The organism is Burkholderia sp. WSM2232 (assembly GCF_000472545.1).
Taxonomy (GTDB): Bacteria; Pseudomonadota; Gammaproteobacteria; order Burkholderiales; family Burkholderiaceae; genus Paraburkholderia.
The window spans coordinates 219,527-246,174 of the sequence record NZ_AWZV01000003.1 but is presented as its reverse complement, the minus strand read 5'-3'; the positions used below and the strand labels follow the sequence as shown (position 1 = coordinate 246,174).

At 64.5% G+C, this 26,648-nt stretch carries 17 protein-coding genes and 2 pseudogenes; 10 read left to right on the top strand and 9 right to left on the bottom strand.

Annotation, left to right across the window (positions count from 1 at the left end; genetic code table 11):
- From bcsZ to F757_RS0101055, 4 genes are all read left to right on the top strand, one after another.
- Entirely contained in the window at positions 1-1,194 is a 1,194-nt protein-coding gene (gene bcsZ, locus F757_RS0101070; RefSeq protein WP_027209749.1) for a cellulose synthase complex periplasmic endoglucanase BcsZ, read from the top strand.
- Positions 1,185-6,152 (top strand): cellulose synthase subunit BcsC-related outer membrane protein, encoded by a 4,968-nt coding sequence (locus F757_RS0101065; protein ID WP_027209748.1) that lies wholly within the window; start codon positions 1,185-1,187, stop codon positions 6,150-6,152. The genes bcsZ and F757_RS0101065 overlap by 10 nt, the downstream gene beginning before the upstream one ends.
- 345 nt (positions 6,153-6,497) lie before the next feature.
- Entirely contained in the window at positions 6,498-9,155 is a 2,658-nt protein-coding gene (locus tag F757_RS0101060) for a hybrid sensor histidine kinase/response regulator (RefSeq protein WP_027209747.1), read from the top strand.
- 289 nt (positions 9,156-9,444) lie between these two features.
- Complete coding sequence (locus F757_RS0101055) at positions 9,445-9,711, top strand: hypothetical protein (RefSeq protein WP_027209746.1); 267 nt, start codon at positions 9,445-9,447, stop codon at positions 9,709-9,711.
- A 90-nt stretch (positions 9,712-9,801) separates the two neighbouring features.
- On the opposite strand, the pseudogene F757_RS0101050 reads toward F757_RS0101055, so the two are convergent.
- Both F757_RS0101050 and F757_RS36395 read right to left on the bottom strand, forming a co-directional pair.
- A pseudogene (locus tag F757_RS0101050) lies at positions 9,802-10,168 on the bottom strand (sensor histidine kinase); the annotation flags it as partial.
- Positions 10,169-10,276: 108 nt separating this feature from the next.
- A pseudogene (locus tag F757_RS36395) lies at positions 10,277-10,426 on the bottom strand (EF-hand domain-containing protein); the annotation flags it as partial.
- A 354-nt stretch (positions 10,427-10,780) separates the two neighbouring features.
- Here F757_RS36395 and F757_RS0101040 point away from each other — a divergent pair.
- Together F757_RS0101040 and F757_RS0101035 are read left to right on the top strand one after the other, a co-directional pair.
- A complete protein-coding gene (locus tag F757_RS0101040; RefSeq protein ID WP_027209743.1) occupies positions 10,781-11,023 on the top strand; it encodes a hypothetical protein in 243 nt (80 codons plus the stop codon).
- A complete protein-coding gene (locus F757_RS0101035; RefSeq protein WP_027209742.1) occupies positions 11,023-11,931 on the top strand; it encodes a formate/nitrite transporter family protein in 909 nt (302 codons plus the stop codon). The genes F757_RS0101040 and F757_RS0101035 overlap by 1 nt, the downstream gene beginning before the upstream one ends.
- A gap of 81 nt (positions 11,932-12,012) precedes the next feature.
- Here F757_RS0101035 and F757_RS0101030 read toward each other — a convergent pair whose 3' ends face one another.
- Positions 12,013-13,263 carry an arsenic transporter gene (locus tag F757_RS0101030; protein WP_027209741.1) on the bottom strand — a complete coding sequence of 417 codons (1,251 nt, stop codon included), beginning with the start codon at positions 13,261-13,263 and terminating at the stop codon, positions 12,013-12,015.
- 332 nt (positions 13,264-13,595) lie between these two features.
- Here F757_RS0101030 and F757_RS0101025 point away from each other — a divergent pair, with 332 nt between their 5' ends.
- Positions 13,596-14,159 (top strand): YceI family protein, encoded by a 564-nt coding sequence (locus F757_RS0101025; protein WP_156923475.1) that lies wholly within the window; start codon positions 13,596-13,598, stop codon positions 14,157-14,159.
- A 74-nt stretch (positions 14,160-14,233) separates the two neighbouring features.
- Positions 14,234-14,812 carry a YceI family protein gene (locus F757_RS0101020; protein ID WP_027209739.1) on the top strand — a complete coding sequence of 193 codons (579 nt, stop codon included), beginning with the start codon at positions 14,234-14,236 and terminating at the stop codon, positions 14,810-14,812.
- A gap of 48 nt (positions 14,813-14,860) precedes the next feature.
- On the opposite strand, the gene F757_RS0101015 is transcribed toward F757_RS0101020, so the two are convergent.
- The gene (locus F757_RS0101015; protein WP_027209738.1) at positions 14,861-15,844 is read right to left on the bottom strand and encodes a hypothetical protein; all 984 of its coding nucleotides are present in this window, start codon (positions 15,842-15,844) and stop codon (positions 14,861-14,863) included.
- Positions 15,845-16,233: 389 nt separating this feature from the next.
- Here F757_RS0101015 and F757_RS0101010 point away from each other — a divergent pair, with 389 nt between their 5' ends.
- Both F757_RS0101010 and dinB read left to right on the top strand, forming a co-directional pair.
- Entirely contained in the window at positions 16,234-16,902 is a 669-nt protein-coding gene (locus tag F757_RS0101010) for a hypothetical protein (RefSeq protein WP_027209737.1), read from the top strand.
- A gap of 58 nt (positions 16,903-16,960) precedes the next feature.
- A complete protein-coding gene (dinB, locus tag F757_RS0101005) occupies positions 16,961-18,127 on the top strand; it encodes a DNA polymerase IV (protein WP_027209736.1) in 1,167 nt (388 codons plus the stop codon).
- On the opposite strand, the gene F757_RS0101000 is transcribed toward dinB, so the two are convergent.
- The 5 genes from F757_RS0101000 to F757_RS0100980 all read right to left on the bottom strand — a co-directional run bounded on the left by F757_RS0101000 (position 18,094) and on the right by F757_RS0100980 (position 26,540).
- Positions 18,094-19,671 (bottom strand): heavy metal sensor histidine kinase, encoded by a 1,578-nt coding sequence (locus F757_RS0101000; protein WP_027209735.1) that lies wholly within the window; start codon positions 19,669-19,671, stop codon positions 18,094-18,096. The genes dinB and F757_RS0101000 overlap by 34 nt on opposite strands.
- A complete protein-coding gene (locus F757_RS0100995; RefSeq protein ID WP_027209734.1) occupies positions 19,668-20,354 on the bottom strand; it encodes a heavy metal response regulator transcription factor in 687 nt (228 codons plus the stop codon). The genes F757_RS0101000 and F757_RS0100995 overlap by 4 nt, the downstream gene beginning before the upstream one ends.
- A gap of 151 nt (positions 20,355-20,505) precedes the next feature.
- A complete protein-coding gene (locus tag F757_RS0100990; protein WP_232221328.1) occupies positions 20,506-21,966 on the bottom strand; it encodes an efflux transporter outer membrane subunit in 1,461 nt (486 codons plus the stop codon).
- A gap of 56 nt (positions 21,967-22,022) precedes the next feature.
- Positions 22,023-23,246, bottom strand: a complete 1,224-nt coding sequence (locus tag F757_RS0100985) for an efflux RND transporter periplasmic adaptor subunit (protein WP_027209732.1) — start codon at positions 23,244-23,246, stop codon at positions 22,023-22,025.
- 117 nt (positions 23,247-23,363) lie between these two features.
- Complete coding sequence (locus F757_RS0100980) at positions 23,364-26,540, bottom strand: efflux RND transporter permease subunit (RefSeq protein WP_027209731.1); 3,177 nt, start codon at positions 26,538-26,540, stop codon at positions 23,364-23,366.
- Between the last annotated feature and the right edge of the window lie 108 nt (positions 26,541-26,648).

The following is a 26,648-nucleotide window of genomic DNA, read 5'->3' as shown; positions in this document are numbered from 1 at the left end:
ATGCGGTTTCGAATCAACAGGAAACAGGGCCTCGCGCTGGCGCTCGGCCTGACGCTCGGACTCGCCGCATCGGCGGGATTCGCGCGGCTCGTGAAGGCCGCGCAGCCGGCCGCAGCGCCGGGCGCCTGCGGCGACTGGAGCGGCTATCGCACCTTTGTCGAACGCTTCGTGCAGGCCGACGGCCGCGTGATCGACTACTCGACGCCGACCCAGCAGACCACCTCCGAAGGCCAGTCGTACGGCCTCTTCTTCGCCCTCGTCGCGAACGATCGCGCGACCTTCGACCGGCTTCTGAACTGGACGCGCACCAACCTCGCGGGCAATCAGTTCGATCCGCAGAACCTGCGCCTGCCGGCCTGGCAATGGGGCCGGAAAGCGGACGGCTCGTATGGCGTGCTGGACCCCAATTCAGCTTCCGACTCCGACCTGTGGATCGCCTACGACCTGCTGCAGGCCGGACGCCTGTGGCACGAGCCTGCTTACACGCAACTCGGCCAGGCACTCGCGGCCCGCATTGCTCGCGACGAGATGACGAACCTGCCAGGTGTCGGTCCGATGCTGTTGCCCGGACCGCAAGGCTTCAAGGACGGCGGCGTCACGCGGCTCAATCCGAGCTATCTGCCGCTGCCCGTGCTGCGCGCGCTCGCGCACGAGTTGCCCAACGGCCCGTGGGCGAAGCTCGCGGAGAGCGCCTACCGATTGATCAAGACCACTTCGCCGCAAGGCTTCGCGCCCGACTGGGCCGCGTGGCAGAACGGCCAGTTCGTGGTGGATCCGAAAAGCGGCGACACCGGCAGCTACGACGCGATCCGCGTCTATCTGTGGGCCGGCCTCGCCGCGCCCGCCGATCCGCTCGCGAAGCCGTGGCTCGCGGCGCTCGGCGGCATGCGCGCGCGAGTCGCGCAAAACGGCTTTCCGCCCGAGAAAGTTTCGTCGACCAGCGGCAACGCAAGCGGCGAAGGTCCGCTCAGCTACTGGGGTGCGCTCGCGCCGTACTTCAAGGCGCAAGGCGACGCGCACGGGCTCGGCCTCGCGCGCGCGCACCTGGCCGCGCTCGACGCGAGCGTGCCGGGCCGCGAACCGGTGTACTACGACAGGGTGCTGGGCTTGTTCGGCACGGGTTTTATCGACGGGCGCTATCGCTTTGACGAAAGCGGCCGTCTCGTGCCGAACTGGAGGAACGCATGCGACTGAGCGCCCTCGCATGGTCGCTGCGCTTCGCGCTGAGCGCGCCGCTCGTGTGCTGTCTGGCCGCCGCCGCGCCCGACGCGCTGGCGCAGGCGTCCAAAGATCCGATGAGCGTGCTGATCGACCAGGGCAAGTACTGGCAGTCGCATCAGCGTGGCGACCTCGCCGAACAGGCGTGGCTCAAGGTTCTGCGCATCGACCCGAAACAGCCGGACGCGCTGTTCGGCATGGGCATGGTGCTCGCGGACCGCAAGGACGGCGCGGGTGCGCAGCAGTATCTATCGCGGCTGAAGGCGGTTGCGCCCGACTACCCGCGTCTGGACGACCTCGGCCGGCGGCTCGGCGAATCGAGCCTGCGCGATCAGACCGTGAACGACGCGCGGCGGCTCGCGCAAAGCGGTCAGAGCGCGAGCGCGGTGCAGGAGTATCAGCGGGCTTTGACCGGCAAGCCGGCCACGCCCGAATTGCAGCTGGAATACTACCAGGCGCTCTCGGCGACGCCGCAAGGCTGGGACCAGGCGCGCCGCGGACTCGAACAGCTGGCGCGCGACAATCCCGACGATGCGCGTTACGCGCTCGCTTACGCGCAGCATCTGACCTATCGCGACGTCACGCGCCGCGACGGTATCGCGCGGCTGCAAAAGCTGGCGGGCGACAGCACAGTGGGCGCGTCGGCCAAAAAGAGCTGGCGCCAGGCGCTGCTCTGGCTCGACGCGCGTCCCTCGGATGCCGCGCTGTACCAGGCCTACCTGCAGGGCGCGAGCGACGACGCCGCCGTGAAGGCGCGTTTCGATTCGATGGTGCAGCAGGACAAGGCTGCGCGTGAGCGCGCGCAGGAAAACGCCAGCGTGGACGCGCGCGGACGCCTGATCGCCGACGGTTTCGCCGCGCTCGATCGCAACGACCCGGCCGGCGCGCGCACGAAGTTTTCGTCGGTGCTGGCCAATAGCCCGAACGACACCGACGCGCTGGGCGGCATGGGCATCGCCGCGCTCAAGCAGGAGCATTTCGCCGAGGCGCGCAACTACCTGGAGCGCGCGTCGCGCAACGGCAATCCGGCGCGCTGGAAAACCGCGCTCGACAGCGCGAGCTACTGGACCTACACGAGCGACGCGATCGGCGCGCGCAGCAACGGCGAGTTCGCGAAAGCCAAAGCGCTGTTCGAACGCGCAATCGCGCTGAATCCGTCGGACGTCACCGCGCAGGTGCTGCTCGGCGAAATGCTGCTCGCCAACCATGACGCCGCGGGCGCCGAACAGGCGTACCGGATGGCGCTGCGCCGCCAGGCCGACAACCCCGACGCGATTCGCGGACTGGTCGGCGCCCTCGCCGCTCAAGGCCGCGGCGACGAAGCGCTGCAGTTCGCCAATCAGTTGAACGCGGAACAACAGTCGAAGGCGGGCGGCATCAACCGTCTGCGCGGCGAAGCGCAGGCCGCGCAGGCGCGCGCGGCCGAAGCGCGCGGCGACCTGGGCAGCGCACGCAGTCTCTTCGAAGACGCGCTGCTCAACACGCCCGACGACCCGTGGCTGCGCCTCGACCTCGCGCGCATCTACGTGCGCCAGGGGGCGGTCGCCAACGCGCGCAGCATGATGGACGGCATCCTTGCCGCGCATCCCGACATGACGGATGCGCTGTACGCGAGCGCGCTGCTGTCCGCGGAAACGCAGGACTGGTCGACCGGTCTAGCGCAACTCGAACGCATACCGGCGCCGCAACGCACCGACGCGATGGCGTCATTGCAGCATCGCCTGTGGGTGCATCAGCAGGCGGAACTCGCGACTCGTATGGCAAACGCCGGCCAGACGCAACAGGCGCTGGCGACGCTGCGCGCCGCCGAGCCGGTGGCGGGCAACAGTCCCGAACTGATCGGCGTGCTCGCGGCCGGCTACCAGCAGGCCGGCGACCCGAACCGCGCGCTGACGCTCGTGCGCGGTGCGATGAGCGCGGCGCCCGGCAACACCGACCTGCTGCTGCAATACGCAGGCATTCTGTCGGCCACGCAGCAGGAGTCGGAACTCGGCATGGTGATGCGGCGGCTCGCGTCGATGCCGCTGACGCCGCAGCAGCGCACGGACTTCGGCAATCTGAACGTAGGCATCGTCATCAAGCAGTGCGACCTGGTACGTCAGCGCGGCGATCTCGCCAGCGCCTATGACGTGATCGCGCCGTGGCTCGCCGCAATGCCGGACAACCCCGATCTGCAGGCGGCGCTCGGCCGTCTGTATGCGACTGCCGGCGACGACCGCAACGCACTCGAAAGCTACCGCGTCGCGTTGCGGCGCAAGCCCGACGATCTGAATCTGCTGCAGGCGGCCATTTCCGCTGCGTCGGGCGCGAAGCAGTTCGACTACGCGGAAGCGCTCGCGAAAGACGCGTTGAAGGCGGCGCCCAACGACCCCGGTGTGCTCGCCACGGTCGGGCGCATGTATCGCGCCGAGGGCAAGCTGTCGCTTGCGTCGACGTATCTGCAACGATCGCTCGTCGCCGCGAATACACCGTTGATGGCGAACGCGCCGCGCACCAGCGCCGCGAGCAACGTGCCGCGCGGCTGGGAGACGGCGATGCGGCGCATCGGCGCGACGCCGCTGCCAGGCACCAATCCCTTCGAAGGAAAAACCGCGACGGTCGCGCCGACCGATGCCGATAATGCCGCGCTCGGCTTCAATGCTTCGGCGAATGCCGCGCGCGCTTCGCTTCCGTACTCGCAGTCCTCATTGCCGACACAGACCGTGCCGAACTATCCGCCGCCCACGCAGCCTGCGCCGTATGTCGCCCCGTATGTCGCCCCGTATGTCGCGCCGTATGTCTCTCCTTCCGTCGCTCCTTATCCGGCGCCTGGGCAGCCGTACGTGCAGCCAACTTCGCAGCGAACCTCACAGCCGTACGTGCAGCCACGCTCGCAGCCTTATGCGCCGAACGGCGCGTCGGCTGCGCTGCCGTATAACGCGCCTCGCCAGAATGCCGACACGGGCGGCTACGGTCAGGAGAGCAACGGTTCGAGCCAGTCCGGTGCGCCGTTGCAGCCCTACCCTGGACAGGGCCGCGAAGCAGGCTCGCCGCAGATGCCGGCTTCGGCGCCGATGCAGCAGATGCCGGGCGCGGCGCCGATGCAGCAGCCGTACAACCCGGCTTATGGCCAGCAGCAGGCCCCGTATACGCAGCAGTACGGCCAGCAGCAGGCGCCGTATCCACAACAGTACGGCCAGCAGCAGGCGCCATATCCGCAGCAGCAGTACGGCACGCCGGACGGCTACGTGCCTACGCCGTGGCCCATGTCGCCCGCCGCGCGCGCGGCGCAGGCCAACGCCGGGACTATGCAGCCTTACGGTGCGCCCACGAGTGGCGCGGCCAACGGCAAGCGCACCACGAGCAAGAAGCAAAGCGCGTCGAAAAGCAGCCGCAGTGCAGCGGGTTACGCGCCGCAGCAGCCGTATTACGGGCAGCGGGGTTATGCGCAGCAGCCTTATCAGCAGTATCCGCAGCAGCAGGCGTACGCGCAGCAGCAGCCCTATGCGCAGCAGCAGCCTTATCCGCAGCAACAGCAATATGGACAGCAGCCATACCAACCCTACCCGCAGCAGCCGCAGGCTTACGGCAATCAGGGCTACTACGCGCAACAGCAACCATACATCCCGCAACCGCCCACCGGCTACGCGCAAGCGTATTACCCGCAGCAGCCGGGCGTGAACGGCAACGGTGCCAATTACGCGCAGCCGAATGTCGCCAATGCGCAGACGCTCGGCGTGGCCGAGGAACTGGCGCAGGTCAATCGCGAGCAGGCGAGCACCGTCTCGGGCGGCATCGTGTTTCGCAATCGCAGCGGCGAGGACGGGCTGTCCACGCTCACCGACATCGAGGCGCCCGTCCAGGGCCGCATCAAGGCGGGCAACGGCCATGTCGTCGTGACGGCGACGCCCGTCACACTCGATGCGGGGACGGCCTCCGGCAACGTCTCGACGCTCGCGCGTTTCGGCGCGGGCCTGTCGAACAGCACGTCTGCCACGGCCGCCGTGGCCGGCACCAACAACTATGGCAGCCAGACGGCGAGCGGCGTAGGGCTCTCGGTCGGATACGAAGGCCGCTCCCTGTCCGGCGACATCGGCGTGACGCCGATCGGCTTTCGCCAGACCAACCTTGTCGGCGGCGCGCAGTACAACGGCGGCATCAGCGACAAGGTGTCGTATTCGCTGGCCGTCGCGCGGCGCGCGGTGACCGACAGTCTGCTGTCATACGCGGGCACGCGCGACGCTGCATCCGGTCTCGAATGGGGCGGCGTGACGTCGACGGGCGGCCTCGCGAGCCTCGCCTGGGACGACGGCACCAACGGTCTGTACGTGAACGCCGCGTACCAGTACTACCAGGGTCACAACGTTGCGAGCAACAACGCGGTGAAGGGCGGCGGCGGGGTTTATACACGCCTTCTGAAGGACGCCGATCAGACGCTCACGGTCGGCGTGAACACGACGCTCATGCGTTACAACAAGAACCTCTCGTACTTCACGTATGGCCAGGGCGGTTATTTCAGCCCGCAACAATACGTGATCCTGAATCTGCCGATCGAGTGGACCGGCCGCAACGGCGCCTTCACGTACGACGTGAAAGGCTCGATTGGTGTGCAGCATTACCGCCAGGACGCATCGAACTACTTCCCGCTCGGCGACTCCGGCGGCCTGCAAGCGGCAGCTGCGGCGAACGCCGCGCTGATCGGCAACAGCGTCGACAGCAACGCCCAGTATCCCGGCCAGAGCAAGACCGGCGTCTCCTACTCGCTGAGCGCGGTCGGCGAATATCAGCTCGCGCCGCAACTGGCATTCGGAGCAACGGCATCGCTCGGCAATGCTTATCAATATCGCGAGTGGCTGGCCGCCGTCTACATGCGCTACAGCTTCACGAAGCAGACGGGGCTCCAGCCGTTCCCGCCGACGCCGCTCAGCTCGCCGTATCTGTCGCTGTCCAACTAGCGGACGAAGGCGCGCTGCGCCCTCGTCGCTGCTTCGTCACGGGTCGGCGCGCTGCGAGTTAGCCGCCGTCACTCCGACAGTCCGACACTCCGACGCTGTGACTTGCACGGGGGCAACGCGGCGTCAGCACGTAGCGAGGCTTTCTTCTGAAGGATTCTGTAAGGACGGGTGCAGCTTTTTTTGCCGTTCGCGCAAACAAGCCCGCGCCCCGCAGAGGTAAAAGTTGCGCGCATTCCGGTGCGTGCACAACTAATCGGCGCGCATCGCGTATCGGCCCTTTACGCGGACAATGTGAACCGGCAGACTGGAGACCCCACTCAACAACGCGATCTCGTGGAGCGCAGCATGCCATTTCCGGCACAAGATCACGGCTGTTCAGGCTGGAGCGGTGAGATGGCGCGGCGCATCAGTGAATTCGACTGGTCGGCCACCGGCATCGGCGCGATTGCGGACTGGCCGCGCAGTCTGACCGCCACGGTGCAGTTGCTGCTCGCTTCGCCAGTGCCCCTCGTGCTGCTGTGGGGCAAATCTGGCTACATGATCTACAACGACGCATACGCCGTTTTCGCGGGCGGGCGGCACCCGTATCTGCTCGGTTGCCCGGTCGAAATTGGCTGGCCCGAGGTCGCCGAATTCAATCGTCATGTAATGCAGACCTGCCTTGCCGGCGGCACGCTCTCCTATCGCGACAAGGAACTCGTACTGCTGCGCGAGGGCAAGCCCGAGGACGTGTGGATGGACCTGTACTACAGCCCGGTCGCCGACGACAGCGGCGCGCCCGCGGGCGTGCTGGCCGTCGTGGTCGAAACGACCGAGCGGGTGCTGACCGAACGCTGGCGGCAACGCGCCGAAGCGGATCTGCACGAGACCAACGAACGCCTGCAACTCGCGCTCAATACCGGCGCCGTGCTCGGCACGTGCGTCGCCGATATGCAGACCGGCAAGATAACAGGCGACGAGCGTTTTGCGCGCACCTTCTCTTTCTCCGTGGAAGAAGCCGCCCGCGGCGTCGATCACAGCGCCGCGACGCGGGTGATTCACCCAGACGATCAATCGCTGCTCGAACGTTTGCGCAGCGAGGCGCTGCAACCAGGCAGGCCGTTTCGCGCGGAGTACCGGATTCGCCGGCCCGACGGCGAGTATGTATGGGTGCAGGCAAACGGCCAGTGCGAGTTCGACGAACACGACCAACCCACCCGGTTTCCGGCTGTGCTGATCGACATCCACGAGCGCAAGATCGCCGAGCAGTCGCTGCGCCAGTTGACCGAGACGCTCGAGCAGCGCGTTGCCGATGCGGTCGCCGCACGCGCACTCGCTGAAGAACAGCTGCGTCAGGCGCAGAAAATGGAAGCGATCGGCAGCCTCACGGGCGGCGTCGCGCACGACTTCAACAACGTGCTGCAAGTGATCAACGGCAATCTGCAGATGATGGCCGCGGACGCGGGCGACAACCAGGTGACGTTGCGCCGTTTGTCGGCGGCAACGGATGCGGTCAAGCGCGGCGCGAAACTCGCCGCGCATCTGCTCGCGTTCGCGCGGCGCCAGCCGCTCTCGCCCACTGTGCTCAACCCGCGCCGCCTGCTTGCGGGCATGAGCGAGATGCTGCATCGCGCGCTCGGCGAAACCGTGCGGATCGAAACCGTGTTCAGCGATTACCTGTGGCACGTGCAGGTCGATCGGAACCAGCTCGAAAACGCGCTGCTCAATCTGGCCATCAATGCGCGCGACGCGATGAAAACAGACGGCACGCTGACCGTGTGCGCCGCGAACCGCGTGCTGGATGCAGCCTTTTGCAGCGACAAGCCCGAGCTTGCGCCGGGCGAATACGTGGTGTTTTCGGTGACGGATACGGGTGCGGGCATGCCGCCCGACGTGCTTGAGCACGTGTTCGAACCGTTCTTCACGACCAAACCGCACGGGCATGGCACAGGCTTGGGCCTGAGCATGGTGTTTGGCTTCGTGAGGCAAAGCGGCGGGCATACGTTGATCGAAAGCACGGTGGGACATGGCACGACGGTGTCACTGTTTTTCCCGCGCTGTTGCGAGCCGGAAACCGCCGAAACCGCCGACGAAACGAGCGCGCCCGTGGGCGGCGGCGAAACGGTGCTGGTGGTCGAGGACGATGCGGACGTGCGCCTGACCGCGGTCGAAATGCTCGTGCAGCTCGGCTATAAGGTGCTGACTGCATCGAGCGGCGACGCGGCACTCGAGTTGATTCATAGCGACGTGCCGATCGATCTGTTGTTCACCGACGTAGTGATGCCCGGCAAGATAAAAAGCGTCGAGCTGGCGCGGCGTGCCGCGGCGCGCATGCCCGCCGTGCCGACGCTGTTCACGTCGGGCTATACGCGCGACGAAATCGTCCATCACGGCAAGCTCGACGCGGGCATCACGCTGCTGTCCAAACCGTATCGCCGCGACGATCTCGCGCGCAAGGTGCGCGGCGTGCTGCGCGCCGCGCGTGCGCCGGCTGCCGGCGCCGCGTCGGTCGGCAAGATGACCGACAGGGAGATCGCCGCGTGCGTGCCCAGCGTCGCGTACGACCCGCCGGGCAGTGAGATGAGCAAGAGTGAAGTGCCGGCCGAGCGCGAGCTTCAGCGCGACGCCGCGCCGCAAGCTGCACCGGCGCGCGCACCGGCCCACGTGCTGCTCGTCGAGGACGACGCCGATTCGCGCGAGGCGCTGAGCCTCCTGCTCGGCACGCTGGGGCTCGACTGCACAGCGGTAGGGAGCGCCGAAGAAGCGCTGCCACTCGTGCCGGCGCAACGCTACGACATACTCTGCACGGACATTACGTTGCCTGGCATGTCGGGCGACAACCTCGCGCGCGCAGTGCTGCACGCGCAGCCGGACGTGCATGTCTTGCTGGTATCCGGCTATGGCGCGCATGCGTCGATCGGCGAGAGCATTCCCGGCGCGCGCATACTGGGCAAGCCGTTCGACTTCGCGCAGTTGCGGCATGAACTCGCGCGCTGGCTCGATCCGATCGAAGCCGCGTCGTGACGCTGCGCGCAAGCTTGGCGGACGTGCGCTTTCTGGCACCGTAGGCCGGAATGCGGCATATATTGGTTTACGACGATGCGAGCACCGCGGGGTGCACTGCGTTGCACATGCGGCCCCTGGTATGATGCTGGGCGTGCGCTTTTTGTTGCGGCTGTGCCGTCGTGGCCGCACTTGTTGCCCGTTGTTGCCGTTGCGGTGGTTGCAGCAGTTACCGCAGTTGCAGCGGTTGCTGTAGCGGCGGTTGAATGCGCACCTTACTCTGCGCTGCTTATTTGTCACGAGATCCATCATGCCTGCCCAACACGATCCCGCCCCCGCCGCGAGCACGAGTCCCGCGAAGGCGAGGCGCAAAGAGCTATCCATTACCGTGCGTAATGTTCTGATGGTAGCCGTCGGCGTAATCGTCTTCGCGATCGTCGCGGGCGTGGTGCTGTATCAGCCCATCGTCTATGGCGACCAGATCCCGAACTTCGGCATCATCCTGATGCTGACCGTGCCGGTGATTGCCGGCGTGGCGTTCCGCGTGGGACTGGATGCGTGGCTCGATCGCCAGTGACGCTCGCAAGGCCATGCTTTTGCGTTGTGACGTTTGCGCCCTCGCCACAAGCCCCTGCTCGTGCCCGCCGTTCGCCACCTGCCCGCATCGTCCCGCGTTAGCCCGCAGCGCCACCCACACTTCCGGTCCATCGTCTTCGCGCGCCTGAAAACTCCACTCTGCCGCCGTGCAGTCGCGCGATTCTCCCGATAATCGCAAGCCCCCGCCACTTGCCGCCGCTATGCGAGCGCGCATTCGGCCCGCGCTGGAACGGCGCTTTGAGCTGCTCCAGTTCTTCGGCCGATAAACCCTTGCCCCGATCGCCGACCGCCACATAGACGAGCTCGCCGCTCGCCCAACTGCGCACCGCGAGCCCGCTGCCGCCGTAGACGACGGCGTTCTGCATCAGATTCATCAGGAGCCGCATCATGCTCACCGGCCGATAGTCGACGAGCGGCAAGCGCGCCAACGACAACTCAGCGTGAACTCAGGCTCCGTGAAGTCCGGTCCCACGCTTATGCAAGCGGCGTGCGCGGCGCTTATCGACACGACGATCGATGCACGCGCAAGACGCAAACGGTGGGGCGTCGCGAGTCGTGTTGGCATTCGCAAACCGCGATTGCAACTGCGCAACCATGCGCTGAACGCGCTGCGGATTGGCGCCTTGGGGAGCCGCCTGCGCGAACGTGGCGGTGGATGCGCAGCACAACAGAATGGCAGCGAGCAATTTTTTCATGACCGACTCGTTACATAGAGCCACCGAGTGTCGCCAGCGGGTGCGGCGATCCGTTCAATGACTGGTCGAATTCTTGTGGATGCGCTGCCGCAAGGCAATTGCAGAATGATGTCGCCCGATGTCATGAACCGGCCGCCCGAGCGCCAACCGCCGGAGGCCATACCACCTATGCTGCGGCTGCTGCAAATGCCTTTGCTGGAGGATGGACATGTCGGCGGCGGAACGCCTGGTGAATTCCCGTTGTCCTGACGAAATGGGGAACGGCTATTGCTCCCCATGAAGTGACGCGCAACAGCCGCCCTGACTGCCGCGCAATGTGGTCCCCGCCTTATCGCCTGTTATCGGACATTTCACATGAGCTACCAGAACCTGGACAGGGAGATCGCCCATCTCGAAGTGGTGTTCGGGCGTCTCTCAGTGAATGATTCCCTTCCGCTTTCCTACTGGGACAGCCGTTTGCGCGCGCTGTCGGGCGCACCGCTCATGCCGGCGCAGCGAGCCCGCGTCGCCCGTCTCGCAGCTACGCTTGCCGCACTGCGGGAGCCGGAGGAAGCGGTCTGCGACGTGCCGCCCCCACGCTGGAAGGAGGCTCGCTGATGACCGAAGCGACGCGCGACAAGGCAAGCCAGTCGTCCGCCGAAGCGGCCCACTCACAAGCGCCTCGCGCCGAGGACGCGGGCGCCGATTCTCCCCATCTGAACGAAGGCGAGCAGGATCAGGCGGCGCACCACACCGCCCCGCATGCGCTCGTGCTGCATGAGATAGTCCGTGCCGAAGGCGAAGCGGCCCTCGAACGGACCCTTGGCGCGTTGATCTGGTCGTCGCTTGCAGCAGGGCTTTCGATGGGCTTTTCGTTTCTCACGCAAGCGGTGCTCGAAGCCGGCCTGCCCGATACCTCGTGGCGTCATCTGGTGTCGAGCTTCGGCTATTCGATGGGCTTCGTGCTGGTCATCATGGGGCGGCAGCAGCTTTTTACCGAAAGCACCCTGACGGTCGTCCTGCCCGTATTGACGCGGCGCGATCCGGGCACGCTGCTGCGGGCCATGCGGCTATGGGCTGTCGTGCTGTTCTTCAACCTGGTCAGCACCTGGATTTTCGCCGCCATGCTGCGCATTCCCGATGTATTCGCGCCCGCCGTGGTCGATGCCTTGGGCGAAGTCTCGCGCGCGGCGGTCGGCTCCGAGCAGATGCTGCCGACCATGGTGAAGGCGGTGTTTGCCGGCTGGCTGATCGCATTGATGGTGTGGCTTTTGCCGAGCGCGCGTTCGGGCCGCCTGTTGACGGTGCTGCTGATCACCTATGTGGTGGCCGTGAGCCATCTGTCGCACATCATCGCGGGGTCGACGGAAGTGGCTTATGCGCTCCTCAGCGGCGACGCCAGCCTGCGTGACTATTTTCTGCGCTTTCTTGTGCCTACCCTCGTGGGCAATACGGTGGGCGGCATGTCACTGGTGGCGCTGCTCAACCATGCGGCGATTGCGCCTGAGATCAACGGCCCGCGCTGACTCTTGCAGGTGGGGCCGCTCTGCATTTCGCGCGGCGGCCCCGCGAGCCGCCGGCGGTTGACCCATGAGCCGATCGGTCGGTCAGCCGATCAGAATGCGTGCGCCGAGCGCAAGCACGAGCGCCGGCAGCATCACGACCACGCCCACCTTCAGGAACTTCATGAAGCTCACGTCTTCGCCTTCGCGACGAATCGCGTTGAGCCAGAGAATCGTGGCAAGCGATCCGGTAATCGACAGGTTGGGCCCGAGGTCGACGCCGATCAGCAGCGCGTCGATCACGCGCTCGGGACTGTGCGCCTGCATCACAGTGGAACTCGCTATCAGGCCGGCCGGCAGGTTGTTCATCAGATTGCTGCCAATTGCGATAGCGGCGCCCGCCCAGCCCGCGGTGCCCGCTTCGTTGTGCGCGGCCGCGGCTCGCGTCAGCGCGGCGAGCAGGTTGATCACACCGGTATGGTCCAGCATTTCGACCAGCACGAACAGCGCGGCCACGAGTGGCAGGACGCTCCACGATATTTCGCGGATCATCGGCACGGGCGACTTGCGTTCCTGGACCAGCACGACCACGGCGGTCAACGCACCGAGTATCGCCGTGGGCAGGCCGAGCGGAACGTCGAAGGCGGAGACCGCGAGCAGCACGATTGCCGTCACGGCAATGCCCGCCAACGCGACGCGGCCACTGGACGAGAGCCGCAGCGGCTCGAGATTCGCCTCGCAGGTGCCGGCAAGAGCCTCGCGCTGCCTCCAGCGCAGCAGCACATAAGTCGCGCCGATCGACAGCAGCGACGGCAACGCGAAACGCATCAGCCACGGCCCGAGCGCGGGCGTGTGGTTGCCGTACAGCACGATGTTGGCCGGATTGGAGATCGGCAGCACGAAGCTGGCCGCATTGGCAATGAACGCGCAGACAAAGAGCAGCGGCAACGGGTCGGTCTTCGCTTTCTTCGCGGCGGCAAACACGGCGGGCGTGAGGACGACCGCAGTCGCGTCGTTAGAAAGAAACGCCGTGATCACCACGCCGACCAGATACACGAGCATGAAGAGCTTGCGCGGCGACCCCTGCGCGTGATTGACCGCGAGCACCGCGACCCAGTCGAAGAGCCCTTCGCGGCGCCCGACTTCCGAAAGCAGCATCATGCCGAACAGGAACAGATAGACGTCCGTGCCCTTGCCGACCGCCTCCATCGCCAGATTCAGCGGTAACAGCCCCAGCGCCACCAGCAGCACCGCGCCGGCCACCGCCCATACCGCCTCGGGCCACTTGAAAGGACGGGTGATCACGCCGGCGGTCGCGAACGCGGCAATACCCCATGAAAGGAAAATCGAAGTCACAACAAAAACCTTGAATGGATGGTTGTACGTGGGCAACGCCCGGTGCGCAGGATAACCCAAGCCGGCGTGACTCCCGCATTTCTGCCTTTTTCGAGGCAGCCGGCAAGCCCCAACGCATTCACTTCGCCTGTGACTTCACCATTGGCGTCACCAGTAGAACAATGTGTTCTCTCGCCTGCGCCTATTCGGTTCTCTTCGACATCCCTACTATTCGCACTGAACGCGGCAACGCACTAACGGCCCGCCAGAGCTGATTCGCTACGACATGTTGGCAATCAAATTCCCCGCTGTGTGCAATTAGCGCACATGAGTTCGATAGGATGCGTACCACCATGAAAACCAAACTCCATCACACCGTTCTCGCGGGCGCCGCGGCCCTTGCGCTGTTCGGCACGAGCCTCGCGCATGCCGACGTCGACACCAGCAAAAGCACCGTAATCGCGACGACCAGACAGATGAACGTGCCGGTTGACGGCAAGTTCAGGAAGTTTTCCGCGCAACTGTCGTTCGATCCGGCCAAGCCGACGGCGGGCAGTGCCAGCGTGTCGATCGACACGCGCAGCTACGACCTCGGCGCGGACGACTACAACAAGCAGGCGCAAGGCAAGGAATGGTTCGACAGTGCGACCTATCCGGCCGCGACCTTTGTGTCGAGCGCAATTGCGCCGGCGGGCGGCGACCAGTACAAGATCACCGGCAAGCTGACCATCAAGGGCAAATCACAAACCGTGGTCGTGCCGGTCACCATCGCGAGCCAGGGCTCGAGCCAGACCTTCGATGGTTCATTGCCGATCAGGCGCTCGCAATTCGATGTGGGCACCGGCGAGTGGAAAGATACCTCGGTGGTCGCGGACGAAGTCGTCATCAAGTTCCACCTCGTCGCCTCGAAGAAGTGATAAGCAGCCTCAAAGCAGAAAACCCAAGCAGAACATCCAAGCGTCACAGCACTTTTCAAAACCTGGAGAACATCTTGAAGAAGCAATTCCTGCTCGCCGCGGGCGCACTGGCCGCCGCATTGTCGTTCAACGCGATGGCCGCCGATACGTATCAACTCGATCCGATGCACACGGCCCCGAGCTTCGAGGCCGACCACTTCGGCGGCGTCTCGATCTGGCGCGGCAAGTTCAAGAAAAGCAGCGGCAGCGTCGTGCTGGATCGCGCAGCAAAGACCGGCACCGTCGATGTGACGATCGACATGAGCTCGGTGGATATCGGCAACGACAAGCTCGACGCGGAACTGGTCGGCGACAAGTTCTTCGACGTCGCGAAGTACCCCACCGCGACCTACAAGGGCACGCAAATCCGCTTTGAAGGCGATAAGCCCGTGGAAGTGATCGGCACGCTGACCATGCATGGCGTGACGAAGCCGGTGAATCTGAAGATCGAGTCGTTCAAGTGCTTCGTGAACCCGATGCTCAAGCGCGAAGTGTGCGGCACGGAGTCCACCGCGACGTTCAACCGCGACGATTTCGGCGTCGACTTCGGCAAGACCTACGGCTTCAAGATGCAGACCACGCTGCACATTCAGGCCGAAGGCATCAAGCAGTAAATTCTAAGGCGGGCGCAACCGCGCCCGCCTCGCAGCACGGTTTTACGCTCAGGCGCCTGCCAGCGAGCGGAAATCGTCGATGGTTTCGGTGTAAGTCGCCGTCTTGCCATTCGACGTAACGGTGATGATCACCGTCGACTCGTCCTTCGGCATAATGCTTTCCACCGTGTCGCTCGTGGAAAGCTGAATCACGCCGCCTTGCACCTTGCCGCCGTTTATCGTGACCGGCGTCGGCGTCGACACCGCAAAGGCGATCGTCGCGTCGGCCGCGTTCACGCTGATATTGCCGCTCGTCGCGAGCGTGTCCGTGACCGGATCGGCGCCATGCAGGCGCGAATACATCAGCCCGGTGATCGTGATCTGCCCGCTAATGCTGCCCGAACCCGCCGTTTGCGTGCGGTCCAGCGTCACTGTCGGGCTGCTTGCGGTGGTCGTGGTGATGCCGGTAGCGGCGTCGTAGCTCATCGTATAGTTCACCGTACCGTTGACTACCGTCTTGCCGTTCGTCGAAACCAGCGTCAACGCATTGGCCGTTTCGGTCGCGCTGTACGACCAGTTGTTCGACGCGTTGCCGACAATTCCCTGCACGTTCTGGATCTGCACGCTGACGGTGCCGGTGATCGACGCACTGCCCGATACGCCCGGCGCCTTCACCTGCCCCACGCATTGATTGAAACCGACCGTCGCGGTTTCCCCGGTTTGCAGGCCGTTCTGACCAGCGCCCTGCGTGACGACGCTAATCGAGCCGCTCGCGGGACAGGCCGTCGTGGTATTGGCCGCGCCGGCCGTCACGTCCGTTACGAGCGATTGCACGACCGACGTATAGATCGCCGCGACGCCCGGCCCCGACAGCATGCCAAACGCGCCTGCGTAACGCGCGACGTGCTCGCTCTGCAGCGCGGACGACAACTTCAATACACTGCTCCCGCCGCTGCTGCTGCCCGAGCCGCCGCCGCCGCATGCGCCAAGCGCAACGGTTGCGGCAAGCGCGAGCGCGGCGCCGAATGATCGGAACATCGGGGAGGAAAACATAAAACGACTCCAGATTCGAAAAGGCCGCCGCGTCAGTCGCGGCGTGGGTAACGGATGTGGACGAGGCGCGAGGCGCCGCGTTGGTTCGGCTGGGTAAGAAGCGGTTGCACGCTCAGGGGCGCGGCGAAGTGCTCTTGAATGCACCCATTATCGAAGCGAGCCGAACTGCGCGATTCAACGAATAGCCCATGAAAACAGGGCTATTCTGTCGAGCCGCACCGCTTAGCCCTATTAATCGGCACAAGTTACGGGGCGTTTTTTCCGCTTTTCTCCGGCAACGAACTTGAGCGGGAAGAGCCGCCACAATTGCCCGTTATTCATGCATTTGAACGGCATGGTCAAACCGTAAAGTCCCCGCATGCAATTGATTTTTTGTCGGGAGACAAACGGTGTTGAAGGTGAAACGGCAGGTAAAAAGTGCGGCTGCAGCGGCGATTGCCGCAATTGCCGCGTTCGGTGGCGCGGCTCACGCGCAGGAAATTTATGTGCACGGCGGCACGCTCGGCGCAGGCCTTGGCGCAGCCATGCCGCTCAATTCATGGACGGGCGTGCATGCCGAATTGGAGGGGCTCGGCTTCTCGCATTCGGTCACCGTCAACGAAAATCAGTACGACGGCCACCTCAAGCTGCTGCAAGGCGGCCTCTATCTGGACGTGTTCCCGTTCCGCTCAAGCGGCTTCCGGCTCACGGCCGGCGCGCTGATCAACGGCGACGAACTGTCGGCCCATGCGGTGCCGAACGCGCAAGGCAACTACAAGATCGGCGACGACTACGTGCCGGCTGTCGGCCCGGCACCGTCGGCCACGGTTACGCTGCCGCGCGTAATGCCGTATGTGGGCATCGGCTACGGACATAAGCCGGTGGCGAAGGGTTTCGGCCTCACCTTCGACGTTGGCGTCGCGTATGGCCGCCCGCGCACGCACTACAACGTGCCCGCCATTTACTCGATGTTCACCTCCCAGGCGAACATCGACGAGCAGGAGCAGAAGATCAACGACAAGGTCGAGCGCTACAAGCTCTACCCGGTCGTGCAACTCGGCGTGACCTATCGCTTCTAGGCGGCACCCGGAAGGCCGGGCAAGGTACTATTACGGGTGCCATCCGTTCTAGCCTTCCATGAGTTCAGCAAGCCGCCGTATCGCGCATCTCGACATGGACGCGTTCTACGCGTCCGTTGAGCTATTGCGTTATCCGGAACTGCGCGGCAAGGCCGTGGTAATAGGCGGCGGCCGCAACAGCGCGCCCGAAGCCCTGCCAGACGGCAGCCGCCGTTTTGCGAGGCTGCGCGATTACGCGGGGCGCGGCGTGGTCACCACGTCCACGTATGAAGCGCGTGCGCTCGGCGTGTTCTCGGCGATGGGCATGATGAAGGCCGCGGTGCTCGCGCCGGATGCCATCCTGCTGCCTACCGATTTCGACTCCTATCGCCATTACTCGCGGCTCTTCAAGGCCGCGGTGGCAACGTTCACCGATCGTATCGAAGACCGTGGCATCGACGAAATCTATATCGACCTCACGGACTTGCCGGGCGAGGCGCGCGACATTGCCTCACGCATCAAGCAGGCGGTGAATCAGGCCACCGGCCTCACCTGCTCGATCTGCGTGGCACCCAACAAGCTGCTCGCGAAGATCGGCTCGGAACTCGACAAGCCAGACGGCCTCACGATTCTCACGCCCGCCGACGTGCCGCTGCGCGTGTGGCCGCTGCCGGTGCGCAAGGTCAACGGTATCGGCCCGAAGGCAGCGGAAAAACTCACGGCGCTCGGCATCGCCACGGTCGGCGATCTGGCGGCGGCGGACGCGGGGCTGTTGCAGGACCACTTTGGGCGCAGCTATTCCGCGTGGCTCACGCGAGTCGCGCAAGGCGAGGACGAACGCCCGGTGGTGGTCGAATCGGAACCGAAATCAATGAGCCGCGAAACGACCTTCGAGCGCGATCTGCACCCGCGTCACGACCGCCCGGCGTTGTCGAGTTCATTCACCGGATTGTGCGTGCGGGTCGCCGAAGATCTCGTGCGCAAGGGCTATGTGGGCAAGACGGTCGGCATCAAGCTGCGCTATGACGATTTCCGCACGGTCACTCGCGACCTGACGCTCGATATGCCCACGGCCGACGCCGCCGAAATACGCCGCGCGGCCACCGAATGCCTGCGGCGCGTGGAGTTGAACCGCAAGCTGCGCCTGCTCGGCGTGCGCGTGAGCGCACTGAGCCTCGCCAGCGCGCAGCCGCCGCAGCGGCGTCTGCCGGTTCAGGCGGACTTGCCCTTTACCAGCGACGAGTAGGAAGCCGGGGCTGGACCGCAGGCGCCGGCCGGGTTCACAGCACTTGCTGCTGCATTTCCTGTTGCATTCGATGCTGCATTTGCTGCTGCCTTCACAGGCGCATTCACAACCGCACTTTCAGGCGCACGCGCAGCCGCACTCACCGCCGCATTCGCACGCACAGGCTGCGTAGCGCCCTCGTCGCGCGAAGCGGCAACCGAGAACGCAAACGTGTTCACGCCATTTTCGCTGCGCACGGACACGCTGCCCCGATGCATCTCCGCAATTGCCTTGACGATGGCAAGGCCCAGGCCGTGATTCTCGCGGCTATTGGTGCGCGACGCTTCCGCGCGATAGAAACGGTCGAACAGATGCTCCAGCACGGCCGCCTCGATAGGCTCACCGGGATTCGCGACCTCTATGCACACCTGCTGCGCTTCGCGTACGATCCTCACGCTGATCTGCGCGCCCGGCTGGCAATGCTGGATCGCGTTCATCAACAGATTCGCGCAGGCGCGCCCGAACAGCGACCGGTTCACGTGCGCGACGGCGTCGCCATGCAGACGCGCATGCACTCGCGCTTCTTCGAGCGGAATCTCCAGAAACTCCAGCGTATGCGCAACCTCCGCTGCGAGCGACACTTCCATCAGGCCCGTAGCGCGTTCGCCCTGGTCGGCGCGCGCGAGGAACAGCATGTCGTTGATGATCGCGCGCATGCGTTCGAATTCCTCCAGATTCGATTGCAGCGTGTGGCGCAAATCGTCGACGGAACGATTGCGCGTCAATGCGACTTCGGTCTGGCCGATCAGAATGGTCACGGGCGTGCGCAGTTCATGCGCGACGTCGGCATTGAACGATTCGAGCCGGCAATATGCGCCGTCGAGCCGTTCGAGCGCGCCGTTGAACGAATTCGCGAGATCGTTAAGTTCGAGCGGCAACGACGCGGTGTTGAGCCGCTGCGAGCGATTGTTGGGACTGACAGCGGACGCGTCGCGCGTGAGGCGCGTGAGCGGCGCAAGGCCGATGCGCGTGACGGAATAGCTGAGCAGCAGCACGGCGAGACTGCCGAGCGCCGACAGCGCCGCGAGCGCGAAGCCGAAAGCCCGCATGGTGCGAATGTTGGGCAGGTAGCTCGACGCCACCTGCAACTGCATTGGCGGACGCGTCGAATAGCCGGGAATGAACACGGTGGTGGTGAGCATGTCCGCGCCGCCGCCCGCCGGCTTCACGCGCGCGTAACCGCCAGGCAAGGTCTTGACTGTCGTGCCTTCGATCGGTTTGCCGTAGTTGTACGACGGCTCGATGCTGGTCACCGCGTAGACGGTACTGCGGTCGTGCGGCGTCATGTCGGTCAGTTTTTCCCGCGACATACGCCACTTTTCGGGCGTCAGCCCGTGATTGCAGATGAGCCGCGCGATTTGCGCGCGGTCGTCGAGCGACTCGCGCAAGTGGCTTTCGAGCTGCGAGCGCAACACGGCAAAAAGCCCCGCGCCCACGATCGTAAACACCGAAAGCGCGACGAGCGCGAACATCAATGCGAGGCGCCGCGCAATGGAACGGTTCATGACTGCTCCGCCTCTTCGCGCACTTCGAGCACATAGCCCATGCCGCGCACGGTATGCAGCAGCTTCGAGGGAAACGGGCCATCGAGCTTCGCGCGCAGTCGTTTGATTGCCGTCTCGACCACGTTCGTATGGCTGTCGAAGTTCACGTCCCACACGAGTTCGGTGATCGCCGTCTTCGACAGAATATCGCCTTGCCTGCGGGCCAGCACGCTTAACAACTGGAATTCCTTCGCTGTCAGATCGAGCCTTATGCCGTCACGCGTGGCGCGCCGCCCGATCAGATCGACAAACAGATCGCCGACGGAGATCAGCGTGGATTCCTGCGAACGCGTACGGCGCGCCAATGCATGCAGACGCTCGACCAGTTCGAGGAAGGAGAACGGCTTGGTGAGGTAGTCGTCGGCGCCTTCGCGCAGGCCGCGCACGCGGTCGTTCACATGATCGCGCGCGGTCAGCATGATGACCGGCGTCGACTTGCGCATGCGCAGCGCCTTCAGCACGCTGAAGCCGTCGCGCTTTGGCAGCATCACGTCGAGCACGATGACGTCGTAGTCGAATTCGGTAGCCAGGTACATGCCCTCCTCGCCGTCGAGCGCGACATCCACGACCCAGCCCTGCTCTGTCAAACCGGAGCGCAGGTAGTCCACCACCTTGTGCTCGTCTTCAACGATCAGCAATTTCATGCGCGCCTCCTCGTGTCTGCATTATACGAAACGCCCTGCATGGCTTTTTCGACCGGTTTTGTCGACCGGCTTTTGTCGACCGGCTTTTGTCGACCGGCTTTTTTGACCGGCTGTTTCAAAACGCTTCATGCCTCTGCCATCGTGCCGTTTGTCACGGCGCCGCCGCGCGGGCCTGCATCGTGCCGCCCGTGTGCGCTTCTTGCCGGTCGGTACCCGGTGCGGTATCGGCAACGCCGGCGTCCGCTTGCCAGCCGCCGCCCAGTGCCTTGACGAGCGCGACAGACAGCGTCATCTGCTGGCCGCGAATCTGTGCGTCCTGCCGCTTGCTGTTGAGCAGCGACTGCTGCGCCGTAATCACGTTCAGGTACGCGACAAGGCCGCCCGAATAGCGGTCGTTAGCGAGCCCGAGCAGGCGTTGCGCGTCCGCCACCGCGTCTTCCGACTGCTTCGCCGCGCCGTCCAGCACCGCAAGCCCCGTAATGCCGTCCTGCACCTGCTGGAACGCGTTCAGCACCGTCTGACGATAGTTGGCCTCCGTCTCCTTGTAGCCTTCGCTTGCGAATTGCACGTTGGCCGCGCGGCGGCCGCCGTCGAACAGCACCTGGCTCGCTGCCGCGCCGAGTGTCCACATCAACGTCGGCGCGCTCAGCAAGCTCGCGAACTGCGTGGCTTCCCAGCCGATGCCCGGCGTCAGCGTGAGGCTCGGAAAGAACGCCGCCTTCGCCACGCCGATCTGCGCATTGGCAGCCGCCATCGCGCGCTCCGCCGAGGCAATGTCGGGCCGGCGCTGCAGCAGGTCGCTCGGCACGCCGAGCGCAATGGCCGGCACCTGGAAGCTCAACACCTTCGGTTCGATCGCGAATTGCGGAGCGGGCACGCCGACGAGCGCGGCGATTGCGTGCTCGTATTGCGCGCGCTGGTTCAACAACAGTTGCGCCTGCACGCGCGTCGTGTCGAGCAGCGACTTCTGCTGCAATACGTCGAGGCCCGATACAGCGCCGAGATCGTGCTGCGTGTTCACGTAATCGAGCGCTTTTTGCTGCAGCGTCACCGATTGGTTCAGCACGTCGATCTCGGTGTCGAGTTCACGCAACGCGAAGTAGTCGGTGGCAACCTCGGTGGTGAGAATGAGCCGCGCGTTCGCGAGATCGTCCGCCGCCTGGCCCGCGGAAGCCGTCGCGCCTTCCACCTGGCGGCGGATGCGGCCGAACAGATCCGTGTCGTAGTTGATCGTGGGGCCGATTTGCAGGTTGTTCTGCACGGTCGAGACAGTGGGCGTTGCGTAATTGGTGCGTGGCCTGTCCTGCGAGATGCGAAAGCGCGCTGCCGAAGCCGCGAGGTCCACCTCGGGAACCTGTTGCGCGCGCGTGTTGGCGAGCGTCGCCTTTGCCTGCTGATAGTGCGCATTGGCGGCGACGAGCGTCTGGTTCTGTGCGAGCGCCTGCACTTCCAGCGTGGCAAGCGTGGCGTCGTGATACACATTCCACCAGTCGGGGTCCATCGGCGCATGTGAGGGCGCGGCAACGCGCCAATACGAATCCGTGTTCCATGCCGGCGGCACCTCGGCCTGCGCTCGGGTGTAGTCAGGCCCCACGGCACAGGCGGCCAGCATGACCGCGCTCGCCGTCACGGCTAGTACAGGTGCGGCCCGAGCGACGCGTGGCAGCTTCACGACGCCCCCCTGGTGTTCTTCTGAGGCTGTGCGATCTCCACGTGATCGCCGTCCGCAATCGAATCGCTCGGGTTGATGATGACTTTGTCGTTGCCGTCGATTCCGCTTTCTATTTCGAGCGTCTGTCCGAGATCCTGGGCGATCACGATCTTGCGCAACTGCACGTTGCCGTTCGCGTCGACCACGGCAACCCGCGGCCCCTCGGCGCGAAACAGCAATGCGTTGCCGGGCACCATCCATTGTGCGCGGGCGACAGAAGGCAGAGCGACTTGTACATATGCGCCGGGACGCAGCGTATTCTCAGGGTTCGGCAAGGTCACCTCGACCTGCAACGAACGGGTGGGTACGTCGATCGCGCCCGAAATGTGCGTGACGGTGCCATGAAACTGCTGACCGGGCAGTTCGGCCTGCGTGACGACTACCTTCTGCCCCACCGAAACATTCTGCGCATACGCCTGCGGCAACTGCACATAGACGCGCAGCGGGTCTGACTGCGCGAGTGCGAACAGCGCGCGGCTCGTGCCGCTGCCAGCGTCGATGAGGTCGCCCACATCCACGTTGCGTTGCGTGATCACGCCCGCAAACGGCGCGACGATCCGTTTGAACGATTCAAGCTGACGCAGGCGCTGCACGTTCGCGTCAGCGGCTGCGAGATTGGCGACGCCTTGCGTATAGGTGCTTTGCCGCTCGTCGAGCTCCTGCTGCGATACGGCATCGCGCTGACGAAGCTGCTGCCAGCGCTCGAGCGAGCTCTTCGCCAGTGCGAGGCTCGAACTGGTCTGCTGGCGCTGCGCCAATGCCTGCGCGAGCTCCTGGTCGATTTCGGGCGTATCGAGTTCTGCCAGCAACTGGCCCTGCTTCACCCGCGCGCCGATGTCCACATACCAGCGCAGCAGATAGCCGGTGGAGCGCGCATAGATTGGCGATTCGACGCTGCCGCGCAGCGTGCCCGGCAGTGTCGTGGTGCCGCCGCCCTCGGCGGGCGTCGGGCTCACCACGTTCACGTACTGTGTGGCGTTGAGCTTCGTCGTTTGCTCGACGGCGCGGTTTTCCATGAGGTTGGCGATCACGGTGCGCAACGCGCCGAGTGCGAGCAAGCTCAGCACGATCCAGATGGCGATCTTCGCGCGCTTCCATTCGCGATTGCGCGGCGGCAGTGCGTGGCCGCTTTCCGTCTCTCGCGATGGAATCGCCAGCGATGCATGAGTTTTTTCGGTCATCTCAGTTAGCAATCTCGGTTAGCCAGCTCCGTCAGTGCGGGCAGCCGTTCTGTTCGGGTGGTCTTTCGCTGTGTGTTTTGCTTGTTTCGCTGCATGTTTCGCAGTCTCTATCGAGCCTCAGGCCGGCTCGCCGACGCTGCCTTCATGATCGTTGCGCTGCCGCCGCGCGAGCCGCGTGTGAATGCCCGCGAACACCAGCGGCACGAAAAACAGCGTGGACACTGTTGCAAACAGCAATCCGCCAATCACCGCGCGGCCGAGCGGCGCGTTTTGCTCGGCGCCTTCGCCCAGACCGAGCGCCATCGGAATCATGCCGATGATCATTGCGAACGCCGTCATCAGCACCGGGCGGATGCGGCTCGCTCCCGCTTCGAGCGCGGCCGTGAGCGGCGGCGCGCCGGCAGAGAGCCGCTGTCGCGCGAACGCGACCATCAGAATGCTGTTCGCCGTGGCGACGCCCATCGTCATGATCGCACCCGTGAGCGCAGGCACGCTCAGATGTGTGCCGGTCAGAAACAGCATCCACACGATGCCGGCGAGCGCCGCGGGCAACGCGCTCACGATGATGAGCGGATCGACCCACGACTGGAAATTCACCACGATCAGCAGATACACCAGCACGATGGCCATCGCCACGCCGAGCCCAAGGCCCATGTATGAGGTGCGCATGGTCTGCACCTGGCCGCGCACCGTGATCTGACTGCCGCGCGGCAGCGTTGCCCGTGCTTGCTGCACGAGCTTGTCGACCTGACTGGCGACGCTGCCCAGGTCGCGCTTGTCGACGCTCACGTACAGGTCGATCACGGGCCGGATGTTGTAATGCGTCACCACCGCGAACTGGTTTTGCGCAGCCACGCGCACCAGGTTGCCGAGTAATTGCGTCGGGCCCGTGGCAGTTGCCGATACCGGCGTGCGCAACAGATCGTCGATGGAAGAAATGCGGTACTGCGGCGTTTGCACCGCGACGTTGTACTCGACGCCGTTGCGGTCGTTGTACCAGAAGCCGGGCGAAGTCTGTGAGCTCCCCGATAGCGAAACCAGCAGGTTTTGCGCCACGTTGCTCGCGGTGAGATTGAGCTGCTGCAAACGCGTGCGGTCCATCTGCAGGTTGATGGCGGGCTCGTCCAGTCTCTGCTGGATGTGCGTGTCGACGGTGCCCGGAATCAGGCGCACCTGCTTGAGCAGCTTGCGCGCGACTTCGAAATTGCCTTGCTGGTCGGCGCCGGATATCTGCACGTCGACGGCGGCGGGCAGGCCGAAGTTGAGAATCTGCGTGACGATGTCGGCCGGCTGGAAGAAAAACTCGACGCCCGGAAAGCGCTGCGGCAGCAGCGCACGCAGCTTTTCGACGTAGCGCTGCGTGGGCTCGTGCCCTTCCTTCAGTGCGATCTGTATTTCGCCGTCGAGCGTGCCGATGGTCCCCGAGTTGCTATACGAGAGATTGATGCCGCTGTACGGCAAACCAAGATTGTCGAGAATGGTGCCGAGTTCTTTCTCGGGCACCACTTCGCGAATCACCTTCTCGACTTCGTCGGCGAGACGCGCGGTTTCTTCGATGCGCGTGCCGGTCGGCGCACGCATATGCAAGCGGATATTGCCCGCGTCGACGCTGGGGAAAAAGTCTTCGCCGAGTGCGAATGCAAGCGCCATCGACACCACGCAAAAGCCGAGAAAAATGCTGCCGAAGCGGCCGCGGCGCACCAGCAGACTACTGAGTATCACGATATACGCGGCCCGCATGCGCTCGAAGCCATTGTCGAAACGCCGATAAAGACGCTGGAACGGACTCGCCTTTGCCTCGGGCTTCGGCTTGTGCGCGTGGCCCATCAGCAGCATGGCGAGTGTGGGCACCAGCGTGCGCGAGAGGATGTATGAAGCCAGCATAGCGAACACCACGGCCTGCGCAAGCGGCACGAACAGGTAGCGCGCCACGCCGGTCAGAAAGAACATCGGCACGAACACGATACAGATGCACAGCGTGGAGACGAGCGCGGGAATCGCGATTTCGCCGGCGCCTTCGAGAATCGCATCGTGCAGATTGGTGCCCATATGCAGATGCCGCTCGATGTTCTCGATGGTCACCGTCGCATCGTCGACCAGAATACCCACCGCCAGCGCAAGGCCGCCGAGCGTCATGATGTTGATGGTCTGCCCGAGCGCATGCAGTGCGATCAGCGAAGAGAGAATCGACAGCGGAATCGAGATTGCGATGATGCAGGTGCTGCGCCAGTTGCCGAGAAACAGCAGGATCATCGCGGCCGTTAGCGCGGCCGCGACGACTGCCTCGCGCACCACGCCCTCCACTGCCGCCCTGACGAACACCGACTGGTCGAAAAGCGTCGTGATGTTAAGGTCCGGTGGCAAGGCCGCGCGCGCGGCAGGCAGCAGACCATGCAACGTGTTGACGATGGAAAGCGTCGATGCACTGCCGTTTTTCAGCACCGAAATCAGCACGCCGCGATGGCCGTTCTGCCGCACGATATTCGTTTGCGGCGAGAAGCCGTCGCGCACGTGAGCGACTTCACGCAGATAGGTCGTCGCGCCGTTCACGGTGCGCACCGGAATATCGTTGAGGCCCTCCAGCGTAGACGGCGAGCCGTTCATGTTGATCGTGTATTCCTTCGGCCCGATTTTCGCTGTGCCGGTGGGCAGGATCAGGTTCTGCGCGTTGAAGGCGCTGACCACGTCAAGCGGCGTGAGGCCCTTGGCGAGCAACGCACGCGTATTGAGGTCGACGGAAATCAGCCGCGATTTGCCGCCATACGGATAGGGCACGGCCGCGCCGGGAATCGTCACGAGTTGCGGGCGCAGAAAGTTCAGCGCCGTGTCGTTGAGCTGCTGCTCGGAGAGCTTCGTGCTCGACAGGCCCAGTTGAATCACCGGAATGCTGGAGGCCGAATAGCTGATGACGAGAGGCGGCGTGGCGCCGGGCGGCATCTGCTTGAGCTGGGCTTGCTCGACGGCCACCGTTTGCGCAATGGCGCTCTGGATATTCGCGTCCGGCTGCAGAAATACCTTCAGGATCGTAATGCCCGCGAGCGATTGCGACTCGATATGCTCGATGTCGTTCACGGTCGTGGTGAGACTGCGCTCGTTGACGGAGGCGATCCGGTGCGCCATGTCTTCGGCAGACAGGCCGTTATATGTCCAGATAATGCTGACCACCGGAATGTTGATTTCCGGCAGTACGTCGACCGGCGTGGTGAACAGCACGAAGGGCGTCGCCAGCACGATCAGAATGGCCATTACGATGAACGTATACGGCCGCTTAAGCGCAACGTTGACAATCCACATGAAACGCGCCTGGGTGAAGTGCGGGTGACTGCAAGTGAGCAGAGGGACGATGAACTGGCGCTTATGCTAGATCGCTCGTGCCAACACCTGCATGGCGCGAAAATGGCA